This is a genomic window from Neobacillus solisequens (genome assembly GCF_051233465.1).
In the GTDB taxonomy this organism is placed as follows: Bacteria; Bacillota; Bacilli; order Bacillales; family Cytobacillaceae; genus Neobacillus.
In genome coordinates this window covers 174,827-189,430 of sequence record NZ_JBKFGJ010000004.1, presented here as the reverse complement: position 1 = coordinate 189,430, position 14,604 = coordinate 174,827, and the positions used below count along the sequence as shown (strand labels likewise).

10 protein-coding genes are annotated in these 14,604 nt (G+C 41.3%); 1 reads left to right on the top strand and 9 read right to left on the bottom strand.

Going from position 1 to position 14,604, the window contains the following annotated elements; translation table 11 throughout:
* Positions 1-70: 70 nt before the first annotated feature.
* Complete coding sequence (locus ACI3K6_RS06720) at positions 71-2,749, bottom strand: calcium-translocating P-type ATPase, SERCA-type (RefSeq protein ID WP_435554206.1); 2,679 nt, start codon at positions 2,747-2,749, stop codon at positions 71-73.
* A gap of 355 nt (positions 2,750-3,104) precedes the next feature.
* Here ACI3K6_RS06720 and ACI3K6_RS06715 point away from each other — a divergent pair, with 355 nt between their 5' ends.
* Complete coding sequence (locus ACI3K6_RS06715) at positions 3,105-4,817, top strand: Rqc2 family fibronectin-binding protein (protein WP_435554205.1); 1,713 nt, start codon at positions 3,105-3,107, stop codon at positions 4,815-4,817.
* Between the two features lie 195 nt (positions 4,818-5,012).
* Here ACI3K6_RS06715 and pyrE read toward each other — a convergent pair whose 3' ends face one another.
* Genes pyrE through ACI3K6_RS06675 form a run of 8 tightly spaced genes read right to left on the bottom strand, consistent with a single transcriptional unit; the run spans position 5,013 to position 14,513 of the window.
* Positions 5,013-5,645, bottom strand: coding sequence for an orotate phosphoribosyltransferase (pyrE, locus tag ACI3K6_RS06710; protein WP_435554204.1), 633 nt, complete (start codon positions 5,643-5,645; stop codon positions 5,013-5,015).
* On the bottom strand, positions 5,642-6,358 hold the full coding sequence (pyrF, locus tag ACI3K6_RS06705; RefSeq protein WP_435554203.1) for an orotidine-5'-phosphate decarboxylase: 717 nt from the start codon (positions 6,356-6,358) through the stop codon (positions 5,642-5,644). The genes pyrE and pyrF overlap by 4 nt, the downstream gene beginning before the upstream one ends.
* On the bottom strand, positions 6,330-7,271 hold the full coding sequence (locus tag ACI3K6_RS06700) for a dihydroorotate dehydrogenase (RefSeq protein ID WP_435554202.1): 942 nt from the start codon (positions 7,269-7,271) through the stop codon (positions 6,330-6,332). The genes pyrF and ACI3K6_RS06700 overlap by 29 nt, the downstream gene beginning before the upstream one ends.
* Entirely contained in the window at positions 7,268-8,041 is a 774-nt protein-coding gene (locus tag ACI3K6_RS06695) for a dihydroorotate dehydrogenase electron transfer subunit (RefSeq protein WP_435554201.1), read from the bottom strand. The genes ACI3K6_RS06700 and ACI3K6_RS06695 overlap by 4 nt, the downstream gene beginning before the upstream one ends.
* Positions 8,038-11,244, bottom strand: coding sequence for a carbamoyl-phosphate synthase large subunit (gene carB / locus ACI3K6_RS06690; RefSeq protein WP_435554200.1), 3,207 nt, complete (start codon positions 11,242-11,244; stop codon positions 8,038-8,040). Before carB ends, ACI3K6_RS06695 begins: the two co-directional genes overlap by 4 nt.
* Positions 11,223-12,329 (bottom strand): carbamoyl phosphate synthase small subunit, encoded by a 1,107-nt coding sequence (locus ACI3K6_RS06685; RefSeq protein WP_435554199.1) that lies wholly within the window; start codon positions 12,327-12,329, stop codon positions 11,223-11,225. Before ACI3K6_RS06685 ends, carB begins: the two co-directional genes overlap by 22 nt.
* Positions 12,326-13,612 carry a dihydroorotase gene (locus ACI3K6_RS06680; RefSeq protein WP_435554198.1) on the bottom strand — a complete coding sequence of 429 codons (1,287 nt, stop codon included), beginning with the start codon at positions 13,610-13,612 and terminating at the stop codon, positions 12,326-12,328. The genes ACI3K6_RS06685 and ACI3K6_RS06680 overlap by 4 nt, the downstream gene beginning before the upstream one ends.
* Complete coding sequence (locus tag ACI3K6_RS06675; RefSeq protein WP_335475524.1) at positions 13,572-14,513, bottom strand: aspartate carbamoyltransferase catalytic subunit; 942 nt, start codon at positions 14,511-14,513, stop codon at positions 13,572-13,574. Before ACI3K6_RS06675 ends, ACI3K6_RS06680 begins: the two co-directional genes overlap by 41 nt.
* Positions 14,514-14,604 lie beyond the last annotated feature (91 nt).

Genomic DNA, 14,604 nt, shown 5'->3' with positions numbered 1-14,604 from the left:
GATCAGATTCCATAAAAAACTCCAAAAGGCAATAGAGGTGATTCTATTACCTTTTGGATTATAACACACTTTATTTTGTTTTTCTTAACAAAAATGATCCCGCTAGTAAAAAAGTTGGAATACTGGACATTCCGATAATGAGCAGCCAATCTCTCGCTGCAATCGGCAAGGTATGGAAAATAGGCTGTAATGGCGGATAATAAATAACAACTAGTACTAATAAGAGTGAAGAAATGACAGCCCATACCAAGTACTGATTTCCAAATGGATTTCTTGATAGAACAGATTTTTCGCTGCGACAATCAAATACATGAATTAACTGAGCCATGACCAAAGTAGCAAATGCCACGGTCTGGGCATATTGCAATTGAGATGGGTCATTATGATACACAAACATAAAGGCTAATAATGTAACTAATCCTATTAAGAAGCCCCTAGATACAACTTTCCATCCCAATCCCCTTGAAAAAATTCCTTCATTCGGGCTTCTTGGTCCTCTTTTCATAACATTTTCTTCAGGCCGATCCAGACCAAGTGCCATAGCAGGTAAACCATCAGTAACCAAATTCACCCATAGAATTTGAATTGGCACCAATGGCAATGGAAGTGCCAAAATCATAGCAAAAAGCATCACTAGAATTTCCCCAACATTGGATGCTAATAAGTATCGAACAAACTTTCGAATATTTTCATAGATATTTCTGCCTTCTGTAATGGCTGCCTTAATAGTGGCAAAATTATCATCCAATAAGACAAGTGCGGAGGCCTCTTTCGCCACATCTGTCCCCGTTATCCCCATCGCCACTCCGATATCAGCCGCTTTGATAGCAGGAGCATCATTGACTCCATCACCTGTCATAGCAACAACATGCCCTCTATTTTGTAATGCGTTAACTATCTTAAGTTTATGTTCTGGAGAAACCCGGGCAAATACAGAAACATCCTCGACAATATCCTCTAGTTCTTGAACTGACATTTGAGACAAAGCCTTACCATCAATAACTTTACTATTTTTTGATAAAATCCCAAGCTGTGCTGCTATTGCTTTAGCAGTGATGACGTGATCCCCGGTAATCATGACCGTTTTTATACCGGCCTCTTTACATTCTTTAACAGCAGCTTTTACCTCTGGCCTTGGCGGGTCAATCATTCCCTGGACCCCAATAAAGGTCAATTTACTCTCTGCTTCCATTTCACTTAGAATCATTGTATTAGAAGAGATAGGCTTGTAGGCGATCGCTATTGTTCTTAGTGCCTGAGAGGCAAGGTGATCAATCGCACTTTGTACCTTTTGGCGAGAATCTTTGACTAACGCTTGTGTTTTATCATTCCAAAGAATGGATTCACAGATCCCCAAAATCACATCTGGGGCCCCTTTGGTCACAATAAAATGTCTTCCTTGTTTGTCTTTAACATGTATGCTCATCATTTTCCTAGAAGAATCAAACGGAAACTCATTGATGACAGTAAATTCTTCCAATAGTTTTGGGCGATTAAAACCGGCTTTCATTGCACTTACTAATAGTGCCCCTTCTGTTGGATCCCCATCAAGCACGTATTCTTCATCTTTCATATTTAAATCGGAATGATTGCATAGCATGCCAAAAATAAGCATTTGCTGTAAAGCTTTCTCTTCTTTTGGTTGTACCCGTTGTTCATCCCGATAAAATTCTCCCTGCGGTTGGTATCCTACACCATCTACCGTCCAAGTATGACCGCCGCTCCAAAGATGCGTAACCGTCATTTTATTTTGGGTCATTGTACCGGTTTTATCGGAGCAGATGACGGATGCACACCCCAGGGTTTCCACCGCAGGAAGCTTCCTTACAATAGCATTTTTCTTAATCATCTTTTGAACACCAAGGGAAAGTGCAACCGTTACAATCGCAGGAAGTCCTTCCGGAATGGCAGCTACCGCTAAAGAAACGCCCGCTAAAAACATCTCATATAATTCGTGCCCTTGAATGACTCCAATGACAACAACTAGTAATGTTAATACTAAAGCAACACTGATCAGGACTTTACCTAATTGCTCTAATCTGCGCTGTAATGGAGTTTCTTGACTCTCGGCATTTTGCAATAAATCGGCAATTTGTCCCATCGCTGTTTTCATTCCAGTGGCAATGACAACACCCATCCCAGTACCCCTAGTGATCATCGTACCCATAAAGGCTATATTCTCCATATCGCCAATACCCGGATTAGGATTCGTTAATTTCTCAATATGTTTAGAGACCGGTACAGATTCTCCTGTTAAGGCGGATTCCTCAATTTCTAAACTTTTAGAATCAATAATTCGTACATCAGCACCGATCCGGTCACCACTAGTAAACTTCAGAATATCCCCAACGACGATTTCTTTAGAGGGAACTTTCAGCCATTTTCCCTCCCTTAAGACATTAACCTGGGGTGCAGAAAGTTCCTTAAGTGCTTGCAATGATTTTTCAGCCCGGCGTTCTTGGTAAAACCCAAGAATACCATTAATTAACACAATCGCAATAATGGCTATGGCGTCAATATATTCCCCCAGTAAACCGGAAATAAGGGTTGCTGCCAATAGTACTAAGACCATAAAATCTTTAAATTGACTGAAAAACAATAACAGGGCAGATTGCTTCTCCCCTTCATCCAATTCGTTATACCCGTATTTTTTTACACGCTGTTTCACTTCTTCTTGTGATAATCCAGAAGAAAAGTCGGTTTCTAAAGCCTTTTCTACTTGTTTTATCTCCATCTCATGGAACTTCATCCGACCATCTCACTTCCCCCTTAATAGACCTAATCTAAAGAAAGCTTATTCAGGGTCGTCCCAAAAAATGCTATGATAATTTATATTACAGCCTAAAATGCGAAATTCAGGCAGATATGTTTAAATGTAGGTTATACTTGAATAAGTGACTTAATTAAGAGAAGATTGCTGATTTTAATATCACGTTGATTGGAGCGGAAGATGCGAAGACTCCTGTGGGAGTACGGGGCTGGGGAGACCCCGCAGGCGCCTAAGCGCCGAGGAGGCTCACCGCAACGCCCACGGAAAGCGAAGCAGCTGGAGCGCAAATCAACCACCTAGTTCAAAAGAGTCAAAAAGTAAAGGATGTATTTACATGTCATTTGATGGATTATTTACTCACGTCATGGCAAATGAACTTTCCCGCAGCTTAAAAGGCGGGCGGATCAATAAAGTTCATCAGCCCTATAAAAATGAGATTATTATTACCGTTCGTGCAAACGGATCGAATCATAAACTGCTGTTATCCGCTCATCCAAGCTATGCCCGAGCCCAAATAACAAATGAAAGCTATGATAACCCGAGTGAACCGCCGATGTTTTGCATGCTGCTCAGAAAGCATATTGAAGGACACATTTTAGAAGATGTCTATCAAGTAGAAAATGACCGCATGATTATTTTTGAAATAAAGGGCAGAAATGAAATTGGAGACATTAGCTATAAACAATTAATCATTGAAATTATGGGTAGGCACAGCAATATTATTTTAGTAGACAAAACACGTAATCTGATTCTTGATAGCATTAAGCATATTTCTTTTGCTGTCAATAGCCACCGAGCTATCTTACCGGGTCAGCCATATATTTATCCACCTGAACAGAAAAAGCTTAATCCTTTCCATGCTTCTGAGGAAGATGTGTTAAAAAAAATTGATTTTAATGCTGGAAAATTGGATCGCCAGATTGTAGAGCAATTCGCAGGTACTTCACCATTGTTTGCTAAAGAAGTGGTTTTTCAAAGCGGGCTGGCAAATCGGACAACTGTTCCACAAACCTTTATAAAATTGATCAATGAAATACAAATGGAGGAAATTCGTCCTTCGATCATGGCTACGGAAACGAAAGAAGCCTTTTATCTATTTCCACTCGAACATATAGGTGGTGTAATAAAGTCATTTGATACGTTGAGTGAGGTGCTTGACCGCTTTTATTTTGGCAAAGCGGAAAGGGACCGTGTGAAGCAGCAGGGCAATGATATTGAACGCTTCATCATCAACGAAAAAGAAAAAAATGAAAAGAAAATTGAAAAACTGCAGCAAACATTAAAAGAAGCAGAGCTTGCCGAGCAATATCAACGTTACGGGGAACTGTTAACAGCAAATCTTTATGCAGCGAAAAAGGGAATGAAGGAAATTGAAGTAGTGGATTATTACGATGAAGCAGGCGGGACGGTCACGATTACGTTGGATCCGCGGCGAACTCCTTCTGAAAATGCCCAACGGTATTTTTCAAAATACCAGAAAGCCAAAAATGCCGTGGCTATTGTTGAGGAACAAATTGAAAAGGCAAGGTTAGAAGTGATCTATTTTGATAATCTTCTTCAACAAATACAAACAGCATCTCCAAAAGATATTCAGGAAATTCGTGAAGAACTTGTGGAGGGCGGATATATTAGAGAACGGCAAAAACGAAATGGCAAGAAACTACAAAACGTTAAGCCCGTCCTTGATTATTTTGTTTCTTCCGACGGTATTGACATCATCGTTGGTAAAAACAATAAGCAAAATGATTATTTAACAAATAAGGTGGCAGCAAGAGATGAAATATGGCTTCATACAAAGGATATTCCGGGGTCGCATGTGGTAATCCGAAGTAAAGAACCATCAGAGGAGACCATTCATGAAGCAGCCAAGTTAGCAGCCTATTTCAGTAAGGCCCGAAATTCCAGTTCCGTTCCGGTTGATTTCACTCGGGTGCGATTTGTTAAAAAACCAAGCGGGGCCAAACCAGGATTTGTCATTTATGAAAATCAGCAAACAGTCTTTGTAACTCCAGAAGAGGAATTAGTGTTAAAACTGAAAAACAAATAACCATATACGAGATTAACTGGCCCTTAGAACTTTATATGTGACCAGTCTTTCTTCTCTTACGCCTTTTTCGGTCACGCTGACCCTCCTAAAAAGGCCCTTTTTCATCCTTAACGCAATTTCGGTCGCATAGATATCTATGCGACCGAAATTACGTTTAACAGCCATTATTAGTTGTATAATTCAGCTTTGGCAAACCTATTCGAACCGTTTGCTCCATTCTGTTGGATTCTGACTCCAAGTTAATAGACTATCTTGATCATTCTCGCTAATGTAGCCTTTTGTGATGGCAACTTGAACTAATGTTGGAAAGTCTGTCAGTGATTCGCTGTGTATATCCTCTGCAGTAAAGGCCTCTTTCCCTTTTTCAAGTCCATACGTGAAGATAGAGACTACTCCAAGGACCTCACATCCTGCATCTCTTAGAGCTTGTACTGCTGTGATTACACTGCCGCCAGTTGAAATTAAGTCTTCCACCACGACCACTTTTTGACCACTCTCTACTTTGCCTTCAATCTGATTGCCTTTGCCATGACCTTTTGCTTTTGAGCGGACATAGCACATTGGCAAGTTCATCAATTCACTGACCCAAGCAGCATGGGGAATGCCTGCTGTCGCTGTCCCAGCCACTACTTCTGTATCTGGAAAATGCTCAAGTATAAGCTGCTTTAGTCCTTGCGCAATCTCGCGACGAACTTCCGGGAAAGACAATGTCAGACGGTTGTCGCAATAAATAGGTGATCTTAATCCGGATGTCCATGTAAAAGGTTCCTGAGGTTTTAAAGCAACTGCATGTATTTCTAGTAGTTTTTCAGCAATGTTTCGTTTCATTGTCGGACTCCCTTCCATTCTTCCATCCATTTCTTATAGCTGTGTAATGGGTCGTCGGATCTCGTAATCGAGCGGCCAACAACAATAGCTCCTACCCCTGCATTTCGGGCAAATTCTGGTGTCGCTACCCGCTTTTGGTCTCCAACCTGATCAGATTCTAATCTAATTCCAGGACATACTGTCAAAAATTCTTGCCCTACTTTTTCTCGAATCGAAGTGGCTTCCCACGCCGAACAAACAACACCGTCTAAGCCTGCTTCTTTGGTTAAAGAAGCATAATGTAACACAGACTCTTCAAGTGATACAGGAATCATCTGTTCCTCATTCATTTGCTCCTGTGAAGTGCTAGTTAGTTGAGTGACTGCGATACAAGCTGGGCGTTTTTGACCAGCTGATGTTCCTGCCTCCAACCCTTCTAGTGCGGCTTGCATCATTCTTTTGCCACCTGCTGCATGAACATTTACCAGATCACAATTCAAGCGGGCTAATCCTTTCATCGCCCCATAAACCGTATTAGGGATATCATGAAGCTTTAAATCTAAGAAAATATGATGACCTGATTCTTTTAATAAATGAATGATGGACGGACCTTCTTGGAAATATAGTTCCATTCCTACTTTCACAAAAAGCTGCTCTTCTGAAAATGGTTTTAAAAATTGTTCCACTTCATTTTTTGTTGCAAAATCAAGCGCGATGATAAGCGGGCTGTTCATGCTTTCTCCAGCTCCTTCCCGTACATTCACTGATGTGTTCATAACCCAATTTATCTAATAATATTGGTAGTTCTGCGATAATCGTCGGACATACAAATGGGTCTACAAAATTAGCTGTTCCCACTGCTACGGCAGTTGCCCCTGCATAAAAGAATTCGATAACATCCTCTGCAGACTCGATTCCACCCATGCCAATAATAGGGATATCCACAGCCTGACTCACTTCATAGATCATCCGAATCGCTACAGGTTTTATGGCCGGACCGGATAATCCCCCGGTACGATTTGCCAAAATTGGGTTTCCAGTTTTAAGATCCAAACGCATGCCTATAAGAGTATTAATCATCGTTAGACCATCTGCACCGCCTGCTTCCACCGCTTTGGCCATTTCAACAATATTAGTTACATTTGGAGATAACTTCACGTATACAGGTACTTGTGAAACTTCTTTTACTCTTTTTGTTAATCTCTCGGCTACTTCAGGGATGGTTCCAAAAGCAATACCCCCGGTTTTTACATTTGGACAAGAGATGTTCAATTCTAGTGCATGTACGTTTGGAGCTGTTGAAATTTTCTTGGCAACCGCCACATAATCTTCCTCAACCGAACCAGCTACATTTGCAATGATTGGAACATCAAATTGGGATAACCATGGTAATTCCTCAGACATGACCTTCTCTAAGCCTGGATTTTGCAGACCGATGGCATTCAGCATCCCCGCCGTTGTTTCTGCTACTCTAGGGGTAGGATTTCCAAATCTTGCTTCTACCGTTGTCGCTTTAATCATGATTGCACCTAACGTGCTTAAATCATAGAATTGGCTGTATTCTCTTCCAAATCCAAAGCATCCGGATGCTGGCATAATTGGATTCTTTAATGACAATCCTGGTAAATCAATGTTTAAACGACTCATATGACCACCTCCCCGATCCGGAATACCGGTCCATCACTGCAGACTTTTTTATAAGAGGTACCCTCTGGGTCACTTTTGCTTCTGCAAACACAAGCAAAGCATGCTCCCACACCGCAGCCCATTCGCTCTTCTAAAGATAAAAAGACATTTTTGCTTGAATACCCTTGTTCAATAGCCTTTAACATAGGCGTTGGGCCACAAGTATAGAGAATATCGAACTGAAGATTCTTAATGACATCAGTGACAAATCCCTTGATTCCATATGTTCCATCAACAGTTGTAATGAAGGTTTCACCTAATTGCGAAAATTCTTCTTCATAAAATACAGCTGACTTGGACTGAAAGCCGAGTATATGAATCACCTTTACACCCTTATTCGTCAATTGTTTAGACAATTCATATAAAGGAGGAACCCCGATACCGCCACCGACCAGCAGTGCTGTATCTCCAGCATTTGCTTCATCAACTGGAAAGCCATTTCCTAATGGTCCTAAAATATCGAGCTCCATCCCTTGAACCTGATTTGCCATTAAAGTCGTTCCTTGCCCTTCTCTACGATAAATCATGGTCAATTGCTTAGCTTCTTTATCATAAGAAGAAATACTGATCGGTCTTCGTAAAAGCGGGTCACGTTCTTTCGTGACCCGAATATGGACAAACTGTCCCGGAGCGTTGATTTCATCGACAAACTCTGCATGTACTGTCAGTTCAAAAATATTTTCCGCAATTTCCTTCTGGCTGGTAATTTTGCATAACTCTTTTTTTATCATGCAAAAACAATCTCCTTTTTGACAACTTCCATGGCTTCAGTTGAAAAATTCATAGACTCAATTACTTGCAGGATTGCTTCAGCGGTATCCAGTGATGTTAAACATGGTACTCCATTTTCAACTGCTTCACGACGGATTCTAAAGCCATCACGTTCCGGCTGCTTGCCTTTTGTAAGTGTATTGATAATAAATTGTGCTTCACCATTATGGATGATATCCAGTAATGTCTCGCCTTCTGAGCCGATTTTTCCAATAACCTTTACGTTTAGACCTGCGGCTTCTAGAAATGCTGCCGTTCCACCGGTAGCCATTAAGCGATAGCCTATTGTTGAGAAGCGTTTCGCCAGCTTTAATGCTTCCTGTTTATCTTTATCTGCAACCGTAAATAATACCGTGCCATACTGTTGAATTTTCATGCCTGATGCAACCAACCCTTTATAAAGCGCCTTTTCAAGGGTACTATCTTTTCCCATGACTTCACCGGTTGATTTCATTTCCGGTCCGAGTGAGATATCGACGCTTTTCAGCTTCGCGAATGAGAAGACTGGAACTTTTACATAAACCCCATCCTTTTCAGGTACAAGGCCCGTCGGATAACCCTGTTCAGTAATCGAAACCCCAAGGATTGCCTTGGTCGCGATTTTTGCCATTGGAACATTGGTGATTTTACTCAAAAATGGTACCGTTCGGCTTGAACGCGGATTTACTTCAAGGACATAAATCTCATTTCCCGCTAATACATACTGAATATTTAATAACCCGATAATATTTAAGCCTCTAGCCAATTTTTCTGTATATTCTACCAGGGTTTGTTTTACTTCCTCTGTTAAGGTTTGCGGTGGATAAACGGCAATCGAGTCACCGGAATGGACCCCAGCACGCTCTATGTGCTCCATAATGCCTGGAATTAACACATTTTTACCGTCACAGATGGCATCCACTTCAATTTCCTTACCTGTTAAATAACGGTCGATTAATACTGGGTGTTCTGGATTAATTTTTACGGCATTTTCCATGTAATGCAATAATTCTTCCTTACGGTAAACAATTTCCATCGCTCTTCCGCCAAGGACATAGGATGGGCGAACCAGTACCGGGTAGCCGATTTCCTCGGCAATAGCCACCGCTTCTTCCACCGATAAAGCAGTTTTTCCTAATGGCTGCGGAATATTCAACTGACCCAATGCCTGCTCAAATTTATCTCGATTCTCTGCACGGTCCAAATCTTCCAGACTCGTTCCAAGAATTTTAACACCATTTGCCTCAAGACCGGCTGCTAGATTGATTGCCGTTTGACCGCCAAATTGTACGACGACGCCAAGGGGACTTTCCAGATCGATAATATGCATGACATCTTCGATGGTTAATGGCTCAAAATATAGCTTATCGGAGATACTGAAATCTGTTGAAACGGTCTCAGGGTTGTTATTAATTATGATAGCTTCATAACCTGCTTCTTTTATCGCTTTTACCGAATGAACAGTGGCATAGTCAAACTCAATCCCTTGACCAATACGAATTGGGCCAGATCCTAGAACGATTACACTTTTTTTATCCGTTACAATCGATTCATTTTCTTCTTCGTAGGTTCCGTAGAAATAAGGTGTCTCTGATTCAAATTCGGCTGCACAGGTATCCACCATTTTATAAACCGGTAACAGGCCTATTTCCCTACGAAGATTGTAAATTTCTTTTTCCGTTCTGCCCCATAGCTCCGCAATTTTCATATCGGTAAATCCTTTTTGCTTTGCTTCTTTCAAAACTTCCAGGTTGAGGACATCCTCGAAAAGCTTATGCTCTAAATCGATAATCCCTTCTAGCTTCTTAAGGAAAAATAGGTCAATTTTGCTCCATTTATGGATCGTTTCAATGGTAATTCCCCGTTTTATGGCCTCAGCTATATAAAATAGTCGTTCATCACCAGCCTTCATGATCCGCTTTTCAAGTAGAGTGTTATCAATCTCTTCAGCACCATTTAATTCAAAGTGGTGAACATTCGCTTCTAGTGATCGGATAGCTTTTAATAATGATTCCTCAAAGGTACGTCCAATTGCCATTACCTCTCCGGTTGCTTTCATTTGTGTACCAAGTGAGCGGTTGCCGGACTCGAATTTATCAAATGGCCATCTAGGAATTTTTGTAACCACATAGTCAAGAGCTGGTTCAAAGCTCGCATACGTTTTTCCCGTTACAGGGTTAAGCATTTCATCAAGGGTTAACCCTACAGCTATTTTGGCAGCCAGTTTAGCAATCGGATAGCCTGTTGCTTTTGATGCTAATGCTGAGGAACGGCTTACTCTTGGATTTACTTCAATAATATAGTAGTGGAAGCTGTATGGGTCTAATGCAAGTTGGACGTTACAGCCGCCTTCAATTTTTAGTGCCCGGATAATTTTAAGTGAGACATTTCTTAATAGTTGGTATTCGCGGTCACTTAGGGTTTGACTTGGTGCAACGACAATGGAATCACCCGTGTGTACACCAACTGGGTCAATATTTTCCATGTTACAAACCACGATGGCGTTATCGTTACCATCACGCATAACCTCATACTCAATTTCTTTATATCCGGCAATACTTTTTTCTAAGAGACATTGATGAACGGGACTGTTCTTTAAGCCACTTGCGACGATTTCCTCTAGTTCCGCAAAATGGTTGCATATCCCTCCGCCTGTTCCGCCAAGGGTAAAGGCAGGGCGAACGATAACTGGAAATCCGATTTTTTCTACAAAGGCAATGGCTTCATCTAGATCATGAATGATTTCACTATCTGGAACAGGCTCATTTAATTCATTCATTAATGCTCGGAACAATTCACGGTCTTCTGCTTGATTTATCGCTGTTAGTTTCGTTCCAAGAATTTCTACATTACATTCTTGTAAGACACCTGAGTTGGCTAATTCTACCGCTAAATTAAGCCCTGTTTGCCCGCCGAGTGTTGCTAAAATGGCGTCTGGGCGCTCCTTACGAATAATTCTGCTGACAAAATCAAGAGTTAGCGGCTCGATATATACAGCATCAGCAATTTCAGAATCGGTCATTATGGTTGCCGGATTGGAGTTTACTAGAATGACTCGATATCCTTCTTCTTTAAGTGCCAGGCACGCTTGGGTACCTGCATAGTCAAATTCTGCTGCCTGACCAATTACAATTGGGCCCGATCCAATCACTAAAATGGAGTTTATATCTGTACGTTTTGGCATCCTGCAACTACCTCCTGTTTTTCAGCTTCAATCATATGAAGAAATTGTTCAAATAATCCGTTTGCATCTTCTGGTCCCGGTGACGCTTCGGGGTGATATTGAACCGTGAATGCCGGGTAATCCAAATGCTTTAACCCTTCGATTGTTCCATCATTTAAAGCAATATGGGTCACTCCTAATCTAGTATTTTTAATGGACTTATCATCAACGGTATAGCCATGGTTTTGTGAAGTGATCGCGATCTTACCTGTATTAAGGTCTTTTACTGGATGGTTGGAGCCCCGATGCCCAAATTTCATTTTTACCGTATCAGCACCACATGCAAGAGCAAACAATTGATGACCGAGGCAAATTCCAAAAAGCGGAACTTTCCCGATGATGTCTTTAATCATTTGGATTCCTTCTGGTACATCTTTTGGGTCCCCAGGACCATTGGAGAGCATGACACCATCCGGTCTTAATTTTAAGATTTCATCAGCTGTAGTATGGTATGGAACCACAACCACATCACAGCCGCGAATATTCAGTTCACGTAAAATTCCATGCTTCATGCCAAAATCAACTAGAACAATTCTTTTTCCACGCCCCGGACTTGGATATGGATTTTTCGTGGATACTTGACGAACTTGATCTATAGGTAATTTTGTCTGTTTTAATTTGCTTAAGACCTCATTTGCATCGGTCTCAATGCTGCAAATTGCTCCTTTTAAGGTTCCGTAATTACGGATGATTCTTGCTAGCTTTCGTGTATCGATCCCAGCAATTCCCGGAATTTTTTTCATTTTAAAATATTCATCTAGAGTAAATTCACTTCTCCAATTAGAAGGGAAATCAGATACTTCTTTCACAATAAACCCCTTCACTGCGGGGTTTATCGATTCGAAGTCGTCACGGTTAATACCATAATTGCCGATTAACGGGTACGTAAGCATCACAATTTGTCCGCAATAAGATGGGTCGGACAAGATCTCTTGGTAACCTGTCATTCCTGTATTGAAAACAACCTCTCCAATTGTATCGTTATAGGAACCGAATCCTTCGCCTACAAAAATTGTACCATTTTCTAAAATTAATTGTGCCTTCATACCGGAACACTTCCTTTTTCCCAAGCTATTTGTCCTTTTGTGATGGTGACTACCGGCCAGCCTTTACATTTCCAACCGGCAAATGGGGTGTTTTTCCCTTTTGATAGAAACTCTTCAGGATTAATTTCTTTTTCCTCATCTACATCAATTAACACGAGATCCGCAGGAGCTCCAACATGCATTTTTCCATAAGGAAGTTTAAAAGCATCAGCCGGCTTGCTGCTTAAAAAAGCGACTAATTGAGAAAGGCTCATTACCTTCTTTAAAACCAATTCTGTATAGAGTAATGGAAAGGCTGTTTCCAACCCAACTATCCCAAAAGGGGCTAAAACCATGCCTTCCTTTTTTTCCTCAGTTGTATGAGGTGCATGATCCGTTGCGATGAAATCAATTGTCCCATCCAGCAAACCTTCAATCAGTGCTGCCTGATCTTCTTTTCCGCGGAGCGGTGGATTCATTTTATAGTTGGCATCAAGACTCGGAATATCATTTTCCGTTAATAATAAATGATGGGGTGTGACTTCAGCTGTAACATGAATGCCAGCACGTTTTGCATCTCTGACCACACGGACTGATTCCTTTGTACTGATATGACAAACATGGTAATGACAGCCGGCTGCTTCTGCAAGCAGAACGTCACGAGCAATTTGCACTGCTTCACAAACGGAAGGAATACCGTTTAATCCATTGGCTTTTGAAAAGCTCCCTTCGTGGACACATCCTTTATTAATCAAGGTATCTTCTTCGCAGTGGGCAACAATCGCCATATTTTGGGAAGCAGCTTCACGCATGGCGTTTAGCATCATCGCTGCGGACTGAACACCAACTCCATCATCAGTAAAAGCAAAGGCTCCAGCCTGCTTGAGGCCTGCAAAATCAGTTAATTCTTTACCCACTTGTCTTTTCGTAATGGAGGCATATGGCAAAACACGTACTTTTGCTGTATCTTGAATTCGTTGCTGCAGCCATTCCATTTGTTCTACAGAGTCAGGTACTGGTCTTGTATTTGGCATCGCCGCAATCGTAGTAAATCCACCTCGGGCCGCAGCTTGTGTTCCCGTTTCAATGGTTTCTTTTTTCTCACCGCCAGGCTCACGCAAATGAACATGTAGGTCAATAAATCCTGGTGCAACTAGCAAACCAGCTGCATCGATGACACGATCTGCAGCGGTATCAATCTTTTGTGCCATTTTTGTTATAATACCGTTTTCTATTAAAATATCGGACCTGTCTTCTTTTCCATTAGATGCTATGTAGCTTGCGTTCTGAATAAGCAACTTCATACTGATTCCCCCCCATTACACTTTCAAGTGATCTCTTTAACGCCGCCATTCTAACATATACCCCGTTTTCCATTTGTTTGAAGATTCTTGAACGTTCACATTCTACGAGACTGTCAGCTATTTCTACATTTCGGTTTACCGGTGCCGGATGCATGATGATACTGTGCGGCTTCATCCGTTTTTCTCTATCCAAGGTTAGGCCGTATTGGCGATGATATTCAGATGCAGTAAAACTTCCTTTTTTCTGGTGGCGTTCGTGCTGAACACGAAGGAGCATAACAACGTCCGATTCCATAATGGCTTCATCGATTGGTTTAAACTTACTTGAGCTAAGACTGTGATAATCAAACCATTCTTCAGGACCTGAAAAATTGACTTCTGCTCCAAGTCTTGTTAAGGCATCAGCATTTGATCGGGCTACTCGGCTATGGCTGATATCACCTATGATCGAAACCTTCAAACCATCAAAGTCTCCAAATTCTTGTTGAATGGTCATTAAATCGAGTAAAGACTGAGTAGGATGATGACCACAGCCATCCCCGCCATTTAATATTGGAACATTCACTTTACCAACCAATTCGTCAAAGTACCGATCCTGATTATGACGAATGACAATGGCGTTGACACCGATTGCTTCTAGTGTTTTGACAGTATCATAGAGTGTCTCTCCCTTTTGGACACTTGAGGTTTGAACCTCAAAAGGTATAACTCCTAATCCCAATCTTCTTTCAGCCACCTCGAAACTGCATTTAGTTCGTGTGCTGTTTTCGAAAAAAAGATTGGCAGCGAACATTTGTTGTTCAGGTCTCCAAACCATTCCTTCTGAAAATCTTTTTGCGTCAGCTAAAATTCCCCGTATTTCTTCCACTTTTAATTCATTCGTAGTTAATAAGTGATTTATCATTCCATTTCCCCATCCCTTTTTAGAATTGGCCATAAAAAACACCCTGATCTTGTAAATCGACCAGGGTGCAAATACACTTGTATTCATA